Annotated in this window: 16 protein-coding genes; 6 read left to right on the forward strand and 10 right to left on the reverse strand. The window is 64.1% G+C overall.

Annotation, left to right across the window (positions count from 1 at the left end; all coding sequences use genetic code 11):
- Positions 1–125 precede the first annotated feature (125 nt).
- The gene (locus tag NKI72_RS26025) at positions 126–1,184 is read left to right on the forward strand and encodes a D-alanine--D-alanine ligase family protein (RefSeq protein ID WP_352851211.1); all 1,059 of its coding nucleotides are present in this window, start codon (positions 126–128) and stop codon (positions 1,182–1,184) included.
- Here the strand turns inward: NKI72_RS26025 and NKI72_RS26030 are convergent.
- The 6 genes from NKI72_RS26030 to dnaK all read right to left on the reverse strand — a co-directional run bounded on the left by NKI72_RS26030 (position 1,181) and on the right by dnaK (position 6,988).
- Entirely contained in the window at positions 1,181–1,468 is a 288-nt protein-coding gene (locus tag NKI72_RS26030) for a DUF1330 domain-containing protein (RefSeq protein ID WP_352834263.1), read from the reverse strand. The two genes, NKI72_RS26025 and NKI72_RS26030, sit on opposite strands and share 4 nt — an antisense overlap.
- A gap of 170 nt (positions 1,469–1,638) precedes the next feature.
- On the reverse strand, positions 1,639–2,352 hold the full coding sequence (pyrF, locus tag NKI72_RS26035; RefSeq protein ID WP_352472808.1) for an orotidine-5'-phosphate decarboxylase: 714 nt from the start codon (positions 2,350–2,352) through the stop codon (positions 1,639–1,641).
- Positions 2,349–2,945 (reverse strand): NADPH-dependent FMN reductase, encoded by a 597-nt coding sequence (locus NKI72_RS26040; protein ID WP_352472807.1) that lies wholly within the window; start codon positions 2,943–2,945, stop codon positions 2,349–2,351. The genes pyrF and NKI72_RS26040 overlap by 4 nt, the downstream gene beginning before the upstream one ends.
- A 59-nt stretch (positions 2,946–3,004) precedes the next feature.
- Positions 3,005–3,610: a phospholipid N-methyltransferase PmtA gene (gene pmtA / locus NKI72_RS26045; RefSeq protein WP_023679853.1), complete on the reverse strand. Its 606-nt coding sequence runs from the start codon at positions 3,608–3,610 to the stop codon at positions 3,005–3,007.
- A gap of 117 nt (positions 3,611–3,727) precedes the next feature.
- Positions 3,728–4,858, reverse strand: a complete 1,131-nt coding sequence (gene dnaJ / locus NKI72_RS26050; RefSeq protein WP_023679852.1) for a molecular chaperone DnaJ — start codon at positions 4,856–4,858, stop codon at positions 3,728–3,730.
- A 213-nt stretch (positions 4,859–5,071) separates the two neighbouring features.
- Complete coding sequence (gene dnaK / locus NKI72_RS26055; RefSeq protein ID WP_023679851.1) at positions 5,072–6,988, reverse strand: molecular chaperone DnaK; 1,917 nt, start codon at positions 6,986–6,988, stop codon at positions 5,072–5,074.
- A gap of 570 nt (positions 6,989–7,558) precedes the next feature.
- On the opposite strand from dnaK, the gene NKI72_RS26060 reads away from it, so the two are divergent.
- The 4 genes from NKI72_RS26060 (at position 7,559) to NKI72_RS26075 (ending at position 15,779) form a co-directional block, all read left to right on the forward strand.
- Complete coding sequence (locus NKI72_RS26060; protein ID WP_352834257.1) at positions 7,559–9,520, forward strand: hypothetical protein; 1,962 nt, start codon at positions 7,559–7,561, stop codon at positions 9,518–9,520.
- 10 nt (positions 9,521–9,530) lie between these two features.
- Complete coding sequence (locus NKI72_RS26065; protein WP_352834254.1) at positions 9,531–13,316, forward strand: DUF7929 domain-containing protein; 3,786 nt, start codon at positions 9,531–9,533, stop codon at positions 13,314–13,316.
- A gap of 221 nt (positions 13,317–13,537) precedes the next feature.
- The gene (rpe, locus tag NKI72_RS26070; RefSeq protein WP_352449613.1) at positions 13,538–14,215 is read left to right on the forward strand and encodes a ribulose-phosphate 3-epimerase; all 678 of its coding nucleotides are present in this window, start codon (positions 13,538–13,540) and stop codon (positions 14,213–14,215) included.
- 40 nt (positions 14,216–14,255) lie between these two features.
- Positions 14,256–15,779 (forward strand): malonate--CoA ligase, encoded by a 1,524-nt coding sequence (locus NKI72_RS26075; protein WP_352834251.1) that lies wholly within the window; start codon positions 14,256–14,258, stop codon positions 15,777–15,779.
- A gap of 2 nt (positions 15,780–15,781) precedes the next feature.
- Here the strand turns inward: NKI72_RS26075 and nagA are convergent, their stop codons facing one another.
- Genes nagA through NKI72_RS26095 form a run of 4 tightly spaced genes read right to left on the reverse strand, consistent with a single transcriptional unit; the run spans position 15,782 to position 19,639 of the window.
- On the reverse strand, positions 15,782–16,954 hold the full coding sequence (gene nagA / locus NKI72_RS26080; RefSeq protein WP_352834248.1) for an N-acetylglucosamine-6-phosphate deacetylase: 1,173 nt from the start codon (positions 16,952–16,954) through the stop codon (positions 15,782–15,784).
- The gene (locus NKI72_RS26085) at positions 16,951–17,982 is read right to left on the reverse strand and encodes an SIS domain-containing protein (protein ID WP_352472801.1); all 1,032 of its coding nucleotides are present in this window, start codon (positions 17,980–17,982) and stop codon (positions 16,951–16,953) included. The genes nagA and NKI72_RS26085 overlap by 4 nt, the downstream gene beginning before the upstream one ends.
- On the reverse strand, positions 17,979–18,761 hold the full coding sequence (locus NKI72_RS26090; protein ID WP_352472800.1) for a GntR family transcriptional regulator: 783 nt from the start codon (positions 18,759–18,761) through the stop codon (positions 17,979–17,981). Before NKI72_RS26090 ends, NKI72_RS26085 begins: the two co-directional genes overlap by 4 nt.
- Positions 18,758–19,639 (reverse strand): glucosamine kinase nucleotide-binding domain-containing protein, encoded by an 882-nt coding sequence (locus NKI72_RS26095; protein WP_352472799.1) that lies wholly within the window; start codon positions 19,637–19,639, stop codon positions 18,758–18,760. The genes NKI72_RS26090 and NKI72_RS26095 overlap by 4 nt, the downstream gene beginning before the upstream one ends.
- 199 nt (positions 19,640–19,838) lie before the next feature.
- Here NKI72_RS26095 and NKI72_RS26100 point away from each other — a divergent pair, with 199 nt between their 5' ends.
- Complete coding sequence (locus NKI72_RS26100; protein WP_031212743.1) at positions 19,839–20,798, forward strand: N-acetylmuramic acid 6-phosphate etherase; 960 nt, start codon at positions 19,839–19,841, stop codon at positions 20,796–20,798.
- The last annotated feature ends 1 nt before the right edge of the window (position 20,799 follow it).

The following is a 20,799-nucleotide window of genomic DNA, read 5'->3' on the forward strand; positions in this document are numbered from 1 at the left end:
CATCATGCGAAAGCTCATCATCCTCGCAAACGCACTACTCAGGGACAATCGGACCTGGACACCATCTCTCCCTTGACCAACACGGATACTTTAGGCAATCGTGCTGCCGGGAAATCGTTTCGATCATGTCAAGCCGCGAGCCGAAGCTGATCCTTGTCTACGAGCCGGAAAAGGCTTGCTTCGATCGGCTGGTCGCCGATAACCACGTGCCGGAGCGTGCCGCCGAAATCGCCTCCTATCTGGCGCAATCGACCGACTTCGCTGCTGAATTCGACGCACTTGCCGCCGCTTGCCAGAAGCGCGGCTTGTCATTTGCCCCGCTGGCGCTCGACGACGCCGCAAGCCTTCTCGGCGGCGAGGACCCGAAGACCACGCTTGTCTGGACGCTGACCGACGGCGTCGCCTATTTCCGCGGCGGCGCGGCACCGGCTCTGGCACGGCTGAATGGCCTCAAGGCGATCGGCGCCGACGATGCGCTGTTCGCGCTCTGTCAGGACAAGTTCCGGTCCGGCGCCGTGCTCGGCGCGCTTGGCCTGCCGGTGCCGCAGGCGGGCCTTGCCCGTGACGGCGCCTGGCTGGTCGCGCCACCGGCCTCGCCCGCCGGCTGGTTCGTCAAGCCGAACCGGCTCGGCGCCAAAATCGGCATCTGGCCGGATTCGCGCTGCCACGATCTCGGCCATGCGCTGGAGCTTAGCCGGCGCGTCTTCGCCGCCTATCGCGACGATGTCATCGTCCAGCCCTATGTCGCCGGCCGCAACGCGCGCGCCAGTTTTCTCGGATTGCGGCCGGATACCGGCGTCGAGGCGCTGGGCATCGCCTTTGTCGATTCGGGCGGCGATTTCCAGACCATGCAGGACAGCCTGGCGCTTTACGGCGATACCGGCGCAGCGGCGAAAGCTGCGGGAAAATATACCGAGCCGGTGCTGCTGCCGGTCGCCGGCAGCCAGCCTGAAGCCGATGCAAGAATCCGTCTCATTGCCGAACGCCTGATGGTCGGGCTTGGCCTGCGGGATGTGTTTTCCATCGATTTCCGGGTCGAAGCCGACGACAGCGTCCACCTCATAGAGTTCGAGGTCTGCCCCGGCCTGCCCTGCTTCGATTTCCGCGATTACTGTCGCCAGCAATGGGGCTTGAGCCTCGCCGACGCGATGGCGGAGGCAGCGGCGAACCGGCTTCTCGCCTAAATCCCCTCGACCAGCACGATTTCGCCCTTGGCCACCTTCTGGCGGATCGCGACGGCGCGCTGGTATTCGGGCGAGTGGTAGCAGTCATGCGCCGCCTCAAGCGACGGAAACTCGATGATCACGTTGCGGTCGCGGCCCGGCCCCTCGGCCTTCTCATGCGCGCCGCCACGCGCCAGGAACTTGGCGCCGAAGCGGTCGAAGGCCGGTTTGGCGGCTGCGACATAGTCCTTGTAGCCTTCCGCATCGCGCACGTCGACGCGAGCGATCCAGTATCCCTTGGGCATGGTATTTCTCCTGGTTTTTGGCCGTGCGCGGACCGATGTTGAAAGTCGCTCCGGTGAGATGGCTGGGGTTGTTTTCGAGTGCCGGAGCGGAGCGTACTTAAAGTACGTGAGCACCGGAAGCGGAGAAAACGCCGTCAGACGGCTGCAGGAGCAAGTTTCGGAATCGGTCCTCAGGCCGAGCGCATTTCATCGAGGATCGCTTCCGCCGCCGCCCGCCTGTCGGCCGCTCCGACGATCGGCCGGCCGATGACGAGATGGCTGGAGCCGTTGCGGATCGCCTGCGCCGGCGTCACCACCCGTTTCTGGTCGCCATGGTCGCTGCCCTTCGGCCGGATTCCCGGCGTCACCACGGCCAGGTCGGGGCCGACGATGCGGCGCACCGCCTCGGCTTCTTCGGCCGAGCAGACGATGCCGCCCATGCCGGCATGCAGCGCCTGCTCGGAGCGCCTCAGCACCAGTGTATGCGGATCATACTCATAGCCGGCGTCGATCACGTCCTGCTCGTCCATCGAGGTCAGCACGGTGACCCCGAGTAGGCAAAGGTCGCTGCCCCTGGCAGCCTCGACCGCCGCCTTCATCGTCTTCGGATAGGCATGGATCGTCAGCATGCTCATGCCCATCCTGGCGATGTTTTCGACCCCCTTGGCCACGGTGTTGTCGATGTCGAGCAGCTTCATGTCGAGAAAGATCCTGGTGCCCCCGCTGGCCAGCTCGCGGGCGAAGTCGAGCCCGCCGGCAAACGCGAGCTGGTAACCGATCTTGTAGAAGGAGACGATCCCGTCGAGCTCGCGCACCGCTTTCTCGGCTTCCTTCAGCGTCGGCAGGTCGAGGCCGACGATCAGCCTTTCCTGCATCGTGTCGGCATGCGCGGCGTCCGGGATCATGCCTCGATCCGCGTCGACAGCATGCGCGAGGTTTCGATCAGCGTTCGGCATAGGTGCTCCATCGATTGGCGTAGTCTCTCGTCCCTGAACTTGCCCTCGTCGTCGAAGGCGTAGCCGCCCTCCGGCACCGAGCATTCCGGTGTCACCACCTCCATCCGGCAGCGTACCAGAACGGCGCGCAGATGGTTGATGCAGCGTATCCCGCCGAAGGGTCCGTTGGAAGACGAGCAGAGGCCGGCGACCTTGCCGGCAAGTGGCCTGAAAGTCCGGCCGCCATCCTTGCGCAGCTGGCTCACCCAGTCGATGCTGTTCTTGAGCAACGGTGGAATGGAGCCGTTATATTCGGGCGTCGCGACCAGCAGCCCGTCATGGGCGGCGATCATCCGGCCGAGCTTGAAAGCATTGTCGGGAATGCCTTCTTCCTTTTCCAAATCCTGGTCGAGGATCGGCAACGGATAGTCGGCGAGCGAGATGCGGGTCACCTCGGCGCCCTGCATGGCAAGTTCCTTCTGTGCCACGTCGGCGGTCCTGCCGCTATAGGCGCCGCTGCGCACCGAACCGGCGACGACGAGAATTTTCGGGATCACAGCCATGGGTCTGCCTTGTCACCGATGGGTATAAGACAAGTGCCATTCAAACCCAACGCTTCAATTCATGCGGCCCCGCGTCGGTAGATCCAAAGCTGCGTCGGCGGAATGTTGCGGATGACGAAATGGAAATGCTCGACCGTATAGTCGCCGCGGCCCGGCGGGATCGGCGACAGCGGCCCGTAAGTCAGCTGCACGATCGGCCGGCCCGCCGGGATACGGTCGAGCAGGCTCTCGACATAGGCGATGCGCTGGGCGACAGGGAAATTGAGCAGCGGCACCCCCGATATCACGGAATCGAAGATCAGGTCGCGCTTGTCGCCAAGCGTCGCGTCGAGATTGAAGGCGTCGCCCTCGATGACGTTGACGCCTGGATAAAGCTGGCGCAGATGGCGCACGAAATCAGTGGAATATTCGACCGCGTAGAGATTCTCAGGCTTTATGCCCTGGGCGAGGATGGCGCGGGTGATGACGCCTGTACCGGGTCCGACCTCGAGCACCGGCAGGCCGGATGTCGGATCGACGATCGAGGCCATCTTGCCAGCGGTGATGGAACTGGTCGGGACGATCGAACCGACCGCCTTCGGCTTGTCGATCCAGCCCTTGAAGAACTTCAGCTCGTCGTCGAACTTTTCCGCCAGCGTCTTTCGCAGTCCGGGACTACGCGTCATCGAAAGTCCTCCTCAACGCTCCCTCGCATGCTACTTAGCAGTTACGAGGTGCAAGACAAGGCGAATCCCCGGATAAGGTGTTGATGACGCTCGGGAAGCGTTTTCCAGGGATCAGCTTCAGTGCTCGCCGAACGTTTCGAAAAAGTCTTTCATGCGGGCGAAAAATCCGCTCGACTGAGGCGAATTGTCCTTTGAGGAAAGCTGCTCGAATTCCTCCAGCAATTCGCGCTGACGGCGCGAAAGGTTCTGCGGCGTCTCAACCACGGTCTGGATGTAGAGATCACCGATATTGGGCTGGCGAAGCACAGGCATGCCCTTGCCCTTGAGACGGAACTGGCGACCGTTCTGGGTGCCTTCCGGCACCTTCACCTTCGTCTGGGTACCGTCCAGTGTCGTCACCTCGAACGAGCCGCCAAGCGCTGCCGTCGTCATCGAGATCGGCACCTTGCAATAAAGATCGGCCCCGTCGCGCTGGAAGAATTCGTGCGGCTTGACCGCGAGGAAGATGTAGAGATCGCCCGACGGGCCGCCGCGCAGGCCGGCCTCGCCCTCATTGGCCAGCCGGATGCGGGTGCCATCCTCTATGCCGGCAGGGATGTTTACCGACAGCGAGCGCTCCTCGGTGACACGGCCCTGGCCGGCGCATTTCGGGCACGGATCCTTGATGGTCTGGCCGCGCCCCTGGCATTGCGGGCAGGTGCGCTCGATCGAGAAGAAGCCTTGCGTGGCGCGCACCTTGCCGTGGCCGTTGCACATCGAGCAGGTGACGGGCTGGGTGCCAGGCTTGGCGCCGCTGCCCGAGCATTCCGAGCAGGAAATCGAAGCTGGCACCCGAATCTGCGCGGTCTTGCCGGAAAATGCCTCTTCCAGCGTAATTTCCATATTGTAGCGCAGGTCGGCGCCGCGCTCGCGGCCGCCGGACGAGCGGCGCTGGCGCCCGCCCATCATGTCGCCGAAAATGTCTTCGAAAATGTCGGCGAAGCCGCCGGCGCCAAAGCCTTGCGCCCCGCCATTCATACCGCCGTGCTCGAAGGCGGCGTGGCCGAAGCGATCATAGGCGGCGCGCTTCTGCGGGTCCTTCAGTGTCTCGTAGGCTTCGTTGATTTCCTTGAACTTGTGCTCGCAGGCATGGTCGCCTGGGTTGCGGTCGGGATGGAACTGCATGGCGAGCTTGCGAAAAGCGCTCTTGAGCTCCTTCTCGTCGGCGCCCTTTTGCACGCCTAGCGTTTCGTAAAAATCAGCTTTCATGTTTTCCCGCAGTCCGGATAGTCAACGTCTTGAAGCATCGTTGCGTCGTTTGCCGGCACGCTGTTCCGATTTAGGTGTGATGGAGGCGCGATGCCAGTGTCTACGAGGCTTTGTCCGCATTTTTTCGGGCAGCGCAGCGTTTTTCCGGCAAAGGGTTGCAAAAAAGCCCGGCTGTGCGCCGGGCTTTTTCCCTTACCTGTACCGTCAGGCGGTTCAGGCCGACTTCTTCTTCTCGTCGTCTTCGTCGATTTCCTCGAAGTCGGCATCGACGACGTCACTGTCCTTGGCGGCATCAGCCTTGGCGTCGGCCTCGGCGGCTTCCTTCTGCGAAGCCTCGTACATGGCCTGGCCGAGCTTCATCGAGACTTCGGCGAGCGTCTGCGTCTTGGCCTCGATCTCGGTCACATCGTCGCCTTCGGCAGCGGTCTTCAGCGCCGCGATCGCATCGGCAATCGCCGTGCGGTCGGCCTCGGAAACCTTCTCGCCGTATTCCTTCAGAGACTTCTCGGAGGAATGCACCAGCGCCTCGGCCTGGTTGCGGGCCTCGACCAGCGCGCGCCGCTTCTTGTCGGCTTCGGCATTGGCCTCGGCGTCCTTGACCATCTTCTCGATGTCGGCGTCCGAAAGGCCGCCGGACGCCTGGATGCGGATCTGGTGCTCCTTGCCGGTGCCCTTGTCCTTGGCCGAGACGTTGACGATGCCGTTGGCGTCGATGTCGAAGGTGACCTCGATCTGCGGCACGCCGCGCGGCGCAGGCGGGATGCCGACCAGATCGAACTGGCCGAGCGCCTTGTTGTCGGCGGCCATTTCACGCTCGCCCTGGAAGACGCGGATGGTCACCGCCGACTGCGAATCCTCGGCCGTGGAGAACACCTGGCTCTTCTTTGTCGGAATCGTCGTGTTGCGTTCGATCAGCCGCGTGAATACGCCGCCCAGCGTCTCGATGCCCAGCGACAACGGCGTCACGTCGAGCAGCAGCACGTCCTTGACGTCGCCCTGCAGCACGCCGGCCTGGATAGCGGCGCCTAACGCGACGACCTCATCCGGGTTGACGCCCTTGTGCGGCTCCTTGCCGAAGAACTGCTTCACGATCTCCTGGATCTTGGGCATACGGGTCATGCCGCCGACCAGGACGACTTCGTCGATTTCGCCGGCCTTCAGGCCGGCATCCTTGAGCGCCGCCTTGCAAGGATCGATCGTGCGCTGGACGAGATCCTCGACCAGGCTCTCGAACTTCGCCCGCGTCAGCTTCAGCGTCAGGTGCTTGGGGCCGGTGGCATCGGCGGTGATGAAGGGCAGGTTGATTTCGGTCTGCGTGGTGGACGACAGCTCGATCTTGGCCTTTTCAGCCGCTTCCTTGAGGCGCTGAAGGGCGAGCTTGTCGTTCCGCAGGTCGATGCCCTGTTCCTTCTTGAACTCGGCCGCCAGATATTCGACCAGACGCATGTCGAAATCCTCGCCGCCGAGGAAGGTGTCGCCATTGGTCGACTTCACCTCGAACACGCCGTCGCCGATTTCGAGCACCGAAATATCGAACGTGCCGCCGCCAAGGTCATAGACGGCAATCGTCTTGCCTTCCTTCTTGTCCAGTCCATAGGCAAGCGCGGCCGCCGTCGGCTCGTTGATGATGCGCAGCACTTCGAGGCCGGCGATCTTGCCGGCATCCTTGGTCGCCTGGCGCTGGGCGTCGTTGAAATAGGCCGGAACGGTGATGACTGCCTTCTCGACCTTCTCGCCGAGATAGGCCTCCGCCGTTTCCTTCATCTTCTGCAGGATCATCGCCGAGATCTGGCTAGGCGACTGCTTCTTGCCGCCGGCCTCGACCCAGGCGTCGCCATTGTCGCCCTTGACGATCTTGTAGGGGACAAGCTTCTTGTCCTTCTCCGTCACCGGATCGTCGTAGCGGCGGCCGATCAGGCGCTTGACCGCGAAAATGGTGTTCTCAGGATTGGTAACCGCCTGGCGCTTGGCCGGCTGGCCGACGAGGCGCTCGCCGTCGCTGTTGATGGCGACGATGGAAGGGGTCGTGCGGGCGCCTTCCGCATTCTCGATCACCTTGGATTCCTTGCCGTCCATGATGGCGACACAGGAGTTGGTTGTTCCCAGATCGATACCGATTACTTTTGCCATTTCTCTAATCTCTCCGCTAAGCAGGCTCTCAGGACCCGTACAGGCGTTCCGACGAAAGCCCCTGTTCACAAGAAATTCCGCTCCGGCAACCGGCATTCGGCGCTGGACGGCTTGGCGCGTATATAAGAACAGGCTGCGTGGCGCGCAAGCATTCTGCGCAAGGCGTTCACCATTCATCGCGGTTGATCGGATTCGGGACCGGCAGGCCCGTATTTTCGGCGGTGATCCAGCCGGCCCGGCCCCCGGCCCATGAACCTTTCCGCCTCGCCCCGCGACTGATGCTCAGGTGCCGCGTGGTGCGGCCCCGGAAAGGAAAGCCCCATGACCACAGATCCAGAGGCTCCATGGTCTCCGGGAACAGCAGGAACTCAGCGCGACCATCGCCTTCGGGACCGGGTCGATGCGCTGGGCTTTTCGCCGGTTCCGTTGACCCTGCGCGGACCCAGGCGTATCGTGACGTTGAGGAAAGCAGACAATTCGATCAGGGATGAACGTGCCGGAACGCCGCGCCTTGCCCTGATTTGCGCGCCGGGACCGGATGTTTCTCCCATGACCTGTGGGGGGAGATCCATGTCTTGCGACCACGGCGCGTTCGTGCGCTCTCGTGCCGGCCGTTTGCGCCGCGCCATCGAGGCTGCCAGCGGATTGTCGATCTTGGCGCTCGCCGCTGGGCTCTGGCTCGGTGGCTCGGCCCAGGCTCAGGAAACCCGGATCATCTATCCCGGCTCGATGGCAATGACCGGATTTTCCGGCACCATCATCCCCAATTTCGAGGAAGGCCTGCCGCCAGGCGTCGATCCCGTCGACGAAACCTTCATCGACACGGCGCGCGCGACCTTGCGCATCTTCGACGTCTCAAGGCTGGGCGGGCCGGCGTCTGGCCAATTGGTCTTCACCCCGCCACCGTTCGAGGTCACAGCCGGGCAAATCGGCCAGGTGTTCGGCATCACCTACGACGACGGCGTGCGCGACGGCGTCCCATCGGCCATTCCAAACCTCTATGCCGGCGCCACGTCGCTGCACGGCATCCGCATAGTCACGCCAGACGGCGACGCCGACGGCCGGCCGGAGCGGCAGCGCCGCGGCACGGCTGACGCTGTCTTCATGGACGGCCAGTTCGGCACCGAAAACGGCGGCGGCCCCGGAACGATCTGGAAGATCGACGGCATCACCGGCGCCGTCTCGAAATTCGCCGATATCGACGCCAATAGCGGTCCCGGCATCGGCGACGTCACTTTCGACAATATCCACCGCCAGTTCTTCGCCAGCGATCTCGACACCGGCCTCATCCACCGCATCGACGCCAATGGCGCGCTGCTCGACACGTTCGACCACGGCATAGCCGGTCGCCCGGCGCACGGGCTTGCCGCCGTTGCCGACGACGGCTCGGTGATTGACATCCAGGGTGCTGCCTTCGACAGCGAGGACCCCGACAGCTGGGGCTACACGCAGGACGAGCGCCGCGTCTGGTCGGTCGCCTATCGTGGCGGCCGGCTCTATTATTCGGTCGGTGATAAGGCGGAGATCTGGTCGGTAGGCGTTGCCGGCGACGGCAGTTTCGCCGGCGACCCGCGCTGGGAACTGACGGTCAAGGCCGACAAGGATTACGCGGTCACCGACATCGCCTTCGACAACGAAGGCTTCATGTACCTGGCCCAGCGCGGCCCGGTGGAGAACCGCTACGACTACAGCCAGTTCGCCGATTCCGGCAAGGGTGAGGTCATCCGCTACTGGCGCGAAAATCCGGACGATCCGGCGACGGAATCGGCCTGGGTGGAAGTGCCGCAGGAATATGCGGTCGGCTTCCCGCAAGACAACCGACAGTCGGCCGGCGGCCTCGACCTGCAATATGGCTACGATGCCGAAGGCAATCTCGATACCGGCGTCTGCACCGACACGCTGGTCGATACCGGCGACAAGTTGCGCGACAATCCGGAGCTTGCCGAACAACTCGCAGCCGGCGGGCCGCTCGCCGTGCACGGCGTGCAAATCAGGCCGACGTCACTGGCCAAGCCGGCCGACATGCCGCCTTTCGGCTCGTGGTTCGTCGACTTCGACAATTATTTCGAAGACCCGGAAGTCGAAGGCCATGTCGGCGACGTCGAGGTCTGGCGCCCCTGCGAAGGCCGTGCCGGCTATTACGAGCAGGTGCCGGGCGGCTATCTGCCACCGTTCTATCCGCCGGACTTTCCGCCCCCCGGCAATCTGCCTCCTTGCCTCGATGTCGAGGATGTCAGGTATTTCTGCACGCCCTCCGGCCTCGAGGCCGAACTCTATCTCCATGACCATGCCGGCTTTGGCGGCGATTCGATCAAGGCTCTGTCCAGGACGCCTGGCGTTGGGGTGACTTCACCTCTGTCGCATGCGCCCGGCGCGCCATACACGATCGGCATCACCGGCCATTACCCTGGCGATACGGTCGATGTCGGGCTCTGCTTCTACAGGCAGTCCGATAGCGACAAGGGTGGCTACTACCCTTGCTGCAAGATGACCTTGCCGCTCAGAACCCCAGCCGTCAGCTGCGAACCGTGAGGAGGGGAAGATGAGCAATCTCGCATTTTTCCCGCCTGCGACAAGCAGCCAATCAACCGGCAAACAATCATTCGTCATCGAGACCATCGTGAAACCCCTGTCACTCGCCAGGCGCGGTGTGCGCTGGCTGATGGCGGCCGGTATCGCGGTCGCCATGCTGAGTCCGCTGCAAGGCTTCGCTGAAGACCTTGCTCCGGCCAAGACCAAGCCTGCCGATGCGGGCATCTACACTGCCGTTCCAGATCCCAGGCTCGATTTCGACAATCCTCGCATCGTCAATCCGGAGCCGGGCCGGATTGTGCCCTTCTTCACCAAGAAAGGCACCCAGAGAGGCTGCGACTATGTCGTATACTCGCTGAGCTTTGGCTTGCGCGGCAATCCGCAGGGTTTTGCCAGCCCGGACCTCGCCGCCATGCTGAAAAAGGTCAGGCTCGATTTCAGGGACCAGCTCCCGCACGGCCTGCGCATCGTCGGCGTGCATGTGACTGGCGACGGCACCGATGCGTCCGGCGGACCGCTGCCCGGTGCTGCGATCAGCAGTTCGGCTGGCCCGGACGATACCGCGGCGGTGCCCGATTTCCGGATTTCCGCCAGCGATCTCGACGGCATCGGCGCTGCGAACGAGCGCGCCGTCACCTTCCAGATCACCGCCAGGATCGACCATGCGGCGTTTCCGTCGCCGACGATCGTTCACAACCAGGGCCTGGTCAAGGTGAGCCGCGAACGCGGCGCCGGCATCGAAATCCCGTCGCAGGACCCGGGCAAGCCGGACGACGGCAATTACCTCACGGGTGCAAAGACCTCGATCAAGATCGACGTCACCAGGTGCAACCCGCCGCCTCCACCTCCCGGCAAGGAATGCTTCAAGGTGGAGCGAGGCACGGTTGATTGCGTGCCCGGCGGCGGCGCCTTCATCTACCACATGCCGGTCGGCCCGGAGATGGCTGGCAAATGGGTGCAGCTTTCGACGACGACACCCGGCATCACCATCATTCCCGACACGCAATTGGTGCCGGCGGGCGGCGGTGTGCTCAATTGGAAGATCGTCGGCGCTTCACCCGGCGACGTCATCCACATCATCGTCACCGGTGTCGAAACCTATGCCGGCCCGAGGGAGGGGTGGGGCCTGTGCTGTACGCAGACTGTCGATATCGTCATCCCGCGTGATCAGCGCTGCCCACCGAAGGACAAGGAACCGGATCTGAAAGTCGAAAAGCGCGCCGACGTGCAACGTTGCACGGTGGGTGGCGGCTGCGACTTCACCATCAGGGTCACCAATGTCGGCGATGCACCCTACCACGGCAAGATCGTGCTCAACGAAGTCACCCTGCCGGCTGGCTCCACCCTCGATTCAGGGCCGAACCCGCCTTGGGTCTGCGCGCCTGGAACCACCCCGATGATTTGCACTCATCCGGTGACCACGCTCAATCCGGGTGCCTCTGTCGACCTCAAGCTCGGCTTCAAGCCGGCCGCAGGCTGGCGAGGCAGCGCCTTGCGCAACTGCGCCACTTACAATTACGGCGCCAGCGGCAAGCCGCTTTTCGGCAGCCAGCAAAACGATCGCGGCTGTGCTTCGATCCCGGTCTGCCGGCGTGGCGATCGTGACCGCAACTGCCGGCCGCCGGTGGAGAAGAAGGTCGACCTGATCCTGAAGAAGCGCGCCCGCACCGAATTCTGTTCGGCCGATGGCGTCTGCACCTTCGTGGTCGACATAATCAACAATGGCAGCGTCCCCTATAATGGGCCGCTGACGGTCGTCGATACCTATCCGGGCGGCGTGCCGGCATCCTCGACCTTCGGCCCGACGCCGCCATGGACATGCGGACCGAACGGCCCCGGCCAGTTCCGCTGCGACAATGCCGGCATCGTGCTGTTGCCTGGCGCCTCGACGCCGATCTTCGTCAGGGCGGTGATGCCGGCCAACTACCGGCCCGACAGTGTCGAGAACTGCGCCGAGGTGAAAGCTATTCCCGGTGAGAACGACATCACCAACAACAGGGCCTGCGCCAAGGAACGCATCCGTCATCCGAATGCCGGCCAGCCGGCCCTGCGCATCACCAAGGTTTGCAATGGTTCGCTGGCCGGTGCTGCGGTCGTTTCCTGCCGCATTACCGTCATCAGTCTCGGCACCACTGCCCCGACCGGTCCGGTACGGGTCAACGATGCCGCGACGCTGATAGCCGGCGGAGCGCCGGTCCAGATCCAGACCGTCACCCCAGACGGCGCGGAATGGGCTTGCGGACCGGTTCCGGCCAATGCGCTGTCGTGCCAGATTCCCGGCGCCGTCATCACGCCTGGAACCAGCCGCCATTTCGACGTGACGGTTGCCGCGAACGGCGAATTCGAGAACTGCGCACGCGGCTCCTACGGCCCGGCTCCGGGAGACGACATCGTCTATCCGATCGGCCAGGCCTGCGCCAAGGGCAGCGGCGCCTCGACCATCCGCGTCGAGAAGACCGGTGATGCCGAGTGCAAGCCCGGCCAGCCCTGCTCGTTCGAGATCACCATCACGAACGATGGCGCGAGCGCCTTCTCCGGTCCGGTTCGCCTCGGCGATGCGATCGGCGTCGAAGGCCTCGGCCGGCTGGAAGGCGTTGCGATCACCTCGATCGATCCGCCCTTCGGCTGCTCGCCGGAGCCGGCAATCTTGCCTCTGTCCTGCATCGCCCAACTGACGCTCGGCGCCGGGGAAAGCCACGTGCACACGGTGACCGTGATCATTCCGGACGATGGCCGTCTGGCCAATCTGCAGGGCACTGTCAACGGCCAGAACTGTGTCGGCGTGCTGTCCCCGAACACGCCGGTGCAAGGCGGTGGCGACGTGCTGTCCCGCGGTGCGGCCGACGTGCAGGGTGATCGCGGCAAGGCCTATGCCTGCCATCCCTTCACCATCAGGAATGAGGTGAAGAAGGAATGCTCGCAAGGCTTCGTCATGAACGACGCCGGCAACTGCGTCTGCCCGCCCGGCACGACCTTCCGCAATGGCCAATGCTCGTCCGGGGGCGGCACGGTCATCGTGCCGAAGCCAAAACCTTGCGTTCTGCTCAAAGGCCAGATCCGTACCGAAGACGGACGCTGCGTCTGTCCGCGCGGAACCGAGCTGGAGAACGGCGCTTGCGTGGGCAGCAAGCCGCAGCCCGAGCAGTGCACCATCCGTGGCCAGATCCACGACGCTGCCGGCGATTGCGTCTGCCCGCGGGGCACCGAAGTCAAAGGCAATGCCTGCCGGCCAATCCAGCCGAAACCCGAGCAGTGCACCATTCGGGGCCAGATCCATAACGCCGCAGGCGATTGCGTCTGCCCGCGGGGCACCGAAGTCAGGGGCAATGTCTGCCGGCCAATCCAGCCGAAACCCGAGCAGTGCACCATTCGGGGCCAGATCCATAACGCCGCTGGCGATTGCGTCTGCCCGCGGGGTACGGAAGTCAGGGGCAATGTCTGCCGGCCAATCCAGCCGAAGCCGGAGCAGTGCACCATCCGCGGCCAGATCCACGACGCCGGAGGCGATTGCGTCTGCCCGAAAGGCACGGAAGTGCAAGGCAATGCCTGCAGGCGCAAGAAGCCTGTTGTGGTGGAGTGCTCGATACCTGGTCAGATCCACAACAAGCGTGGCGTCTGCGTCTGCCCGCGTGGGACAGAGCTGCGCGACGGCGCCTGCCGCAAACCGCGGCTGGAGTGCGCACCGGGCGCGCGGCCGATTAATGGCCAGTGCCAGCCGATCCGTAAACCGAGCCTGCTGCTGAATCCAGATGTTCTTCAGCAGCTGCCAAGGCGCAAGCCGCAGCTCGAGCAATAGGATCGCGCGCGAACTTCAAAACGGTGATCATTCGATCAAGAAAACCCCGCCGGAGCGATCCGGCGGGTTTTTCTTTGGCTCGCAGATGAAAGAGCAGCGAAAACCTGAAGCCGTGGCATCAGCGGAAGGACAAACCGGCTTCCACTTTCCGGACTCGACTCATGGTCTAGGCAGGCGATACAGAGGGGCCGTAAACCGGGGCGTTCGGGAAAAACCGCGTCATGAGCAAAAAAACCCTGATCGCGCCATCGGTGCTGGCTTCCGATTTCTCGAAGCTCGGCGACGAGGTCGAGGCGGTGGCGGCCGCCGGCGCCGACTGGATCCATCTCGACGTCATGGACGGGCATTTCGTCCCCAACATCACCTTCGGGCCGCCGGTGATCAAGGCGATCCGCAACCGCACCAAGGCCTTCTTCGACTGCCATCTGATGATCGCCCCCGCCGACCCCTATCTGGCCGCCTTCGCCGAGGCCGGGTGCGACGGCATCACGGTGCACGCCGAAGCCGGGCCGCATCTCGACCGCTCGCTGCAGACGATCAAAAATCTTGGCAAGAAGGCCGGTGTGTCGCTCAACCCGGCGACACCGGAGACGATGATCGAATACGTGCTCGACCGGCTCGATCTGATCCTGATCATGACGGTCAATCCGGGCTTCGGCGGTCAGGCCTTCATTCCGGCGATCGTAGACAAGGTGAAGCGGGTGAAGGCGCTGATCGGTGACAGGCCGATCCGGATCGAGATCGACGGCGGCATTTCGCCGGAAACTGCGCCCCTGGTCACCGCCGCCGGCGCCAGCGTGCTGGTCGCCGGTGCGGCCATTTTCAAGGGCGGCAGCGTCGCAGCCTATCGGGCAAACATCGAGGCAATCAGGGCAGCGGCGGACAAGGCGGCCGGCTGACCGCCGCCGTCCGGCCGGAGACAGCCGCTCGGGGGAACTTTTGAGCAACCATCTGTTCGATGCTTTCCGTGCCCGGATGCCCACGCCCGGACGCCTTTTGATGGAGGCAGATGACGGGAGCTCGATCAGCTATGGCGAAATGCTGGCGCGCTCCGCTCAACTGGCACATGTGCTGTCGCAGCTGGGCGTCGAAGCCGGCGACCGCGTCGCCGTTCAGGTCGAGAAGAGCCCGGAGGCCATTTTCCTTTATCTCGCTTGCCTGCGTGCCGGCGCGATCTTCCTGCCGCTCAACACCGCCTATACGCTGACCGAACTCGACTACTTCTTCAGGGATGCCGAACCACGACTGATCGTCTGCGACCCGGCGCGAGTGACCGAGATCGGCGTTTTGGCGCAGGCCTCGGGCGCTGCGGTCGCGACACTCGGCAGCAAGGGCGAGGGTTCGTTGACCGATCGCGCCTCCGAGACGGCCGTGGACTTCCACGACGTGGCGCGCGGACCGGACGACCTTGCTGCGATCCTCTACACATCCGGCACCACCGGCCGTTCGAAAGGCGCCATGCTCAGCCACGAAAACCTCGCCTCCAATGCGCGGGTGCTGGTCGACCTCTGGCGCTTCACTGCCGCAGACGTGCTGATTCACGCGCTGCCGGTTTTCCACACGCATGGCCTTTTCGTCGCCACCAATGTCGTCCTGATGGCCGGCGCCTCGATGCTGTTCGAAACCAAATTCGACCCGGCCCGCATCGTCTCGCTGCTGCCGCGGGCCACCGTGCTGATGGGCGTGCCGACCTTCTACGTCCGCCTGCTGCAGCAGGACGGTTTGAACCGGCAAGCGGCGAAAAACATCCGCCTGTTCATTTCCGGCTCGGCGCCGCTTTTGGCCGAGACGCACAGAGCCTGGCGAGAGCGCACCGGCCACGCCATCCTCGAGCGCTACGGCATGACCGAGACCAACATGAACACGTCGAATCCTTATGATGGCGAGCGGCGTGCCGGCACGGTCGGGTTTCCCCTGACCGGCGTTTCCCTGCGCATCACCGACCCCGAGAGCGGCGAAACACTTGCCAAGGGCGATGTCGGCATGATCGAGGTGAGGGGTCCCAATGTCTTTTGCGGCTACTGGCGCATGCCGGAAAAGACCAAAGCGGAGTTCCGTGACGACGGTTTCTTCATCACCGGCGATCTCGGACTGATCGATGCTGACGGCTATGTCCACATCGTCGGCCGCGGCAAGGACCTGATCATTTCCGGCGGCTACAATATCTATCCAAAGGAAGTCGAGAGCGAGATCGACGCACTGCCTGGCGTCGCCGAAAGCGCTGTCATCGGCGTTGCCCATCCGGATTTCGGCGAAGGCGTCACCGCTGTCGTGGTGAGGGCGCTGGGCTCGACCATCAGCGCCGCAGGGATCGTCGAGGCCATCGCCGGGCGCCTCGCTAGGTACAAGCATCCGAAACGGGTGATCTTCGTCGACGAACTGCCGCGCAACACGATGGGCAAGGTGCAGAAGAACCTGCTGCGCGAAGCCTACAAGGACCTCTATACGTCCAAAGCCGGCTAACCCTAACGAGCAGGGCTGCCTGCAAAAACCCTGGCACCATCGATCCAGACGCTTTTAATGTCCAGATCGTCCGACAGCGAAACGATGTTGGCCGCGGTACCGTTGGCGAAGCGCCCGAGCCGGTGCGATTGGCCGATCGCCTGCGCCGGATAGAGCGAGGCCATGCGCAAGGCTTCGTCGAGGTCGAGGCCGACGACGCGGTGCATGAAGCGCACCGCGGAAATCATGTCGAGATCCGCGCCCGCCAGCGTGCCGTCGGCAAGTGTCAGCCTGCCATCCTTGCGGTGGATGGTGCGGCCGTTCAGCGTGAACGAGGTCATGTCGGTGCCGATCGTCGCCATGGCATCGGTAACGAGCAGGATCTTGCCCGGGCCCTGCTTGGCGCGCAAGGCGATGGCCATGGTGGCCGGATCGACATGGATACCGTCGGCGATGATGCCGGCATAGAATGTGCCTGTATCGATTGCGGCGCCCGCCAGCCCCGGCTCGCGATTGCCGATCTGGCTCATCGCATTGAACAGATGGGTGATCACCGTTGCGCCGGCCTCGGCAAAGGCGCGAGCCGTGGCATAGCCGGTATCGGAATGGCCGATGCTGACGACAATGCCGGCCTTGCTAAGCGCCGACACCTGGCTGGGCTCGACGGATTCGGGCGCCACCGTCGTCAGCAGCACGGGCAGGTTTTTCCGTGCGGCGATCAGCATCGTCTGGTCGGAGTCTAGCATCGGCCGGATCAAAGCCGGGTCATGTGCGCCCTTGCGGGCGATCGACAGATGCGGCCCTTCGAGGTGCAGGCCCAGGAACCCCGGCACCTTCCTCCATGCCGCCTCGGCTCCGGCCGCAACCGCCGCGGCGGTGATCTCGGACGTGTCGGTGATCAGCGTCGGCAACAGCGCCGCCGTGCCGAAGGGTGCGTGCGCCCGGCAGATGGTCTCGATCGAGGCGACGTCCGGATGGTCGTTGAGCATGACGCCGCCGCCGCCATTGACCTGCAGATCGACGAATCCAGGCGCCAGCATGCCGCCGCCGGTCTCGATATGCGCAACATTGGATGGAATGGCACCGGCGGCAACAATGGCCTCGACGAGGCCGTCGCGCACGACAAGCGCCGCATTGTCGTGCCAGTCGTCGCCATCGAAAATCCGGGCGCCAGTCAGGGCAAAACGGTCGCTCATAGGGTTTCCGTTACCTTGCGCAGATTGGGCGGCGTGTCGGGGTCGAGGCCGCGATGGCGGGCAAAAGCCTCGACGAAACCATAGAACGACACGATCAGCGTCAGCGGGTCGGTCAGCGGATGACCGGTTGCGACATGCGGCAGGCGCTGAGCGCTCTTTGCCTTGTTCGACGTCACAAAGACGGCAGCGCCCTTGCCGGCCAGGCTGTCGGCGGCATCGGCCACCGATGGCTCGGACGCATCGCGAGCAGCCAGCGCCAGCACCGGGAAACCGGGACCGACCAGCGCCAGCGGGCCGTGCATGACCTCGGCGGCACTATAGGCTTCCGCATGCATGGCGCAGGTTTCCTTGAATTTCAGCGCCGCCTCGTTGGCGATCGCCGCCGACGGGCCGCGACCGAGAATGAACAGCGACTTTTGCGTCTCCAGCGCCCCGGCCAGCGCCATCCAGTCGCAGGCGATCGCCTTGCGAAAATGCTCCGGCAAGCGCGCGAGCGCCACCAGAAGTTTGTCGTCGCCGGTGCAATGCGCCATCAAGGCGAGTCCTGCGACGGCTGAATTGACGAAGGTCTTCGTCGCCGCGACGCTGCGCTCCGGTCCGGCCAGGATGTCGATCGCGTAGTCCGAAGCCCGCGCCAGCGGCGAATCGGCGGTGTTGGTGATGGCGACGGTCAGCGAACCGCCGGTCCTCGCCGCTTGCGCCATTGCAACGATGTCCGGGCTCTTGCCGGACTGCGAGATCGCCAGGCAGGCCGAGCCGCCCAGCTTCAGCTTGGCGCCATAGATCGAGGCGATCGACGGGCCGACCGATGCAACCGCCAGCCCGGCGGTCAACTCCACGGCATATTTCATGAAGGTCGCGGCATGGTCGGACGAGCCGCGCGCCACGGTGACGACGAAATTCGGATCGCGCTCGCGAATGCCGCGTCCAGCTTCCGTCAGCACCGCGGCCGAGCCATCGAGCAGACGGGCGGTGGCCTCCGGGATCTCCTCGATCTCGCGCCGCATATGGGTCGTTGTCGCGGTCATGGCCGGCCCTCTTCGCCCGGCCCGCTCAGCCGGAGTTCGGCGACAAAATCATAGGCGTCGCCCCTGTAGATGGAGCGGGTAAACTCGATCACCTTGCCGCTCGCCAAATAGGAGATACGCTCGATGTGCAGGCCGGCAATGCCCGGCGGCACTTCCAGCAGCTGTGCGTCGCTATCGCCGAGATTGGTGGCGGAAATGCGCTGCACCGCCCGCACCGGCCTGTTGCCGGTCTTTTCCAACGCGGCGTAGAGCGACGAACCAATCGCCGCCGGATCGGGCAGCACGCTTGTCGATAGCGAGGCGCGCTCGATCGCCAGCGGCGTGTCGTTGGCGATACGAAGGCGCGCCACGCGCGCAACCAATTCGTTCGATGCCAGGCCGAGCACCATCATCTCGTCGGGCGACGGCGGATAGAGGCCGCGGTCGAGCCAAGCCGAACGCACCGCCATGCCGCGCCGTGCCATGTCCTCGGTAAACGAGGTCAGCATCGACAGCGACTGCTCGACGCGCTCCATACGTGGCGCAACGAAGGTACCGGAACCATGGCGCTGGACGAGGATGCCGCCCTTGACCAGGTCCTGCACCGCCTTGCGCACGGTGACGCGCGAAATGTCGGCCTTGCTAGCGATGTCGCGCTCGGAAGGCAGCGCATCGCCAGGTCCGATCAGCCCGCGTTTGACCGCATCCTCGATACTCTTCCTGAGCTGCAGATAGAGCGGCGCGCCACTCTGCGACGATTGTTTCAGCGCCGCGAATATCTGGTCGGCGGCCTCACTCATCGAGCTGCCTCCGCCGTGTTTGCGAAAATCCGAGCCGCCATCTGAACCGCGCCGCCCAGAGCGTCGTCGAGCGGCGGTTTCAGCAGCGCCCGGTAGCGGGCCGACAGGCGCGGCGCGTAAAGCGGCGCCAGCCCGCCGAGCAGGCAGAGCGGATCGCCGCCGCCCAGGTCGAGCACGCCAAGCGCTGCTTCGACATCGGCGACCGCCTTGTCGAGGATCCAGATAGCGACGACGTCGCCTTTTTCGGCATGTTCGAACACCTTGGGCGCGAAGCCGCCGAAATCGCCGGGCTTGGCGTTGGTGGTGAATTCGACCAGATCCTCGGGATTGTTGCGGAAAATGGCGAGCATGGTCTCCGTCAGCGGCGATCCCTGGCGGATGCCGTCATAGGCGAGCAGCGTCTGCTCGAGCAGGTCGCGGCCGATGCGGGCGCCGCTGCCCTGGTCGCCGACCTGGAACCCCCAGCCGCCGATGGCGCGCGACTTGCCTTGTTTGCGTGCCATATAGGCGGTGCCGGTGCCGAGGATGGCCATGGCGCCGTCGCCTGAGCCAACCGCGCCTTCCAGCGCGATCTCGGCGTCGGTCTCGACACGGCTGATGCGAAACGGCAGGATCGCTTCGAGCTGCTGCCGGTAGGTGCCGACGTTGGCGCCTGCAAGACCGAGAACGGCCGGAGTTTGCGGGATCAGTGCGGGATCCTTGCCCGCGGCGACAAAGGCCTGCTGCGCTGCGTCGACGATGTTCGTCCTGGCGCCGGTGAGATCGGTTCGGATGTTGGCGGCACCGCTTTTGGCGCGGCCGAGGACGATGCCGTCGGCCGTTGCAAGGGCCGCCCTGCAGCTGGTGCCGCCGCCATCGATGCCGAGCACGAATTTCACGCGATTTCTCCTCCGGGCGGATAATACCAATAAAATACCAATAGCCAAGGATTAATTTCCGTTTCAAAAAAGTTAAGGCGTAGTTTGTTGGAAAATCAGCCAATTTCGTTCGCAAGCCTGCACTGCCGCAAGGATTTCATTAATGCGTGTGGACAAGTGGTATTTTTTTGGTATGGTTTTCTCGATTGGAGGAAAGCGGATGGCCGAAACGCGCACCGAAGCGCTTCACCAGAATGCCGAGGGACTGGATATCCAGGCCCCGGAAGCCGTCCTTTCCTCTTTGGCCAACGCACAGATCGAGGCCGCCAAGGCCGTGCACGGCGCCATTCCTGCCATTGCTGCGGCAGCCGAAATCATCGCAAGCAGACTGAAAAGCGGCGGCAAGCTCGCCTATGCGGCTGCCGGCAGTTCGGGCCTGATGGCACTGGCCGATGCGCTTGAGCTCCCGGGCACTTTCGGCATCCAACGCGACCGCATCGCCATCCTGATCGCCGGCGGCGACGAGGCCTTCAAGACACTGGCCGGCGGGCCGGAGGACGACACCGAGGAAGCTTCGGCAGCAGTTGCCGCCGCCCGCATCGGCAAGGGCGACTGCCTGATCGCCGTCTCGGCCAGCGGCTCGACACCTTATGCAGTCAGGGCGATCGAGGACGCCAGGCGCCGCGGTGCGGCGACCATTGCCATCGCCAACAACAGGGATGCGCCGCTGTTGCGGCTGGCCGACATCGCCATCCTGCTCGAAACGCCGCCGGAGCTGATTGCCGGCTCAACGCGCATGGGCGCAGGCACCGCCCAGAAGATCGCGCTCAACATGCTGTCGACGCTCGCCGCCATCCATCTCGGCCATGTCCATGACGGCTACATGGTCAACCTCATGGCCGACAACATCAAGCTGCGCGACCGCGCCGCACGCATCGTCGCCGCTGTCAGCGGGCGCGACAAGGACGAGGCGGCGCGCCTGCTCGAAAGGAGCGGCGGCGTCGTCAAGACCGCTATTCTGCTCGCCGCCGGCGCCGCCAGCGCCGATGCAGCCGAGAAGATATTGGAAGGGACTGGCCACAAGCTGCGGCCGGCCCTTTCCGCGATCGAGGGGAGCAAGGGGCGCAATGCCTCTGTTCTCATCAAAACCGAACCTGAAAAAGGTCAACAGGGAGACTGAG

The organism is Mesorhizobium sp. M0437 (assembly GCF_040321335.1).
In the GTDB taxonomy this organism is placed as follows: domain Bacteria; phylum Pseudomonadota; class Alphaproteobacteria; order Rhizobiales; family Rhizobiaceae; genus Mesorhizobium.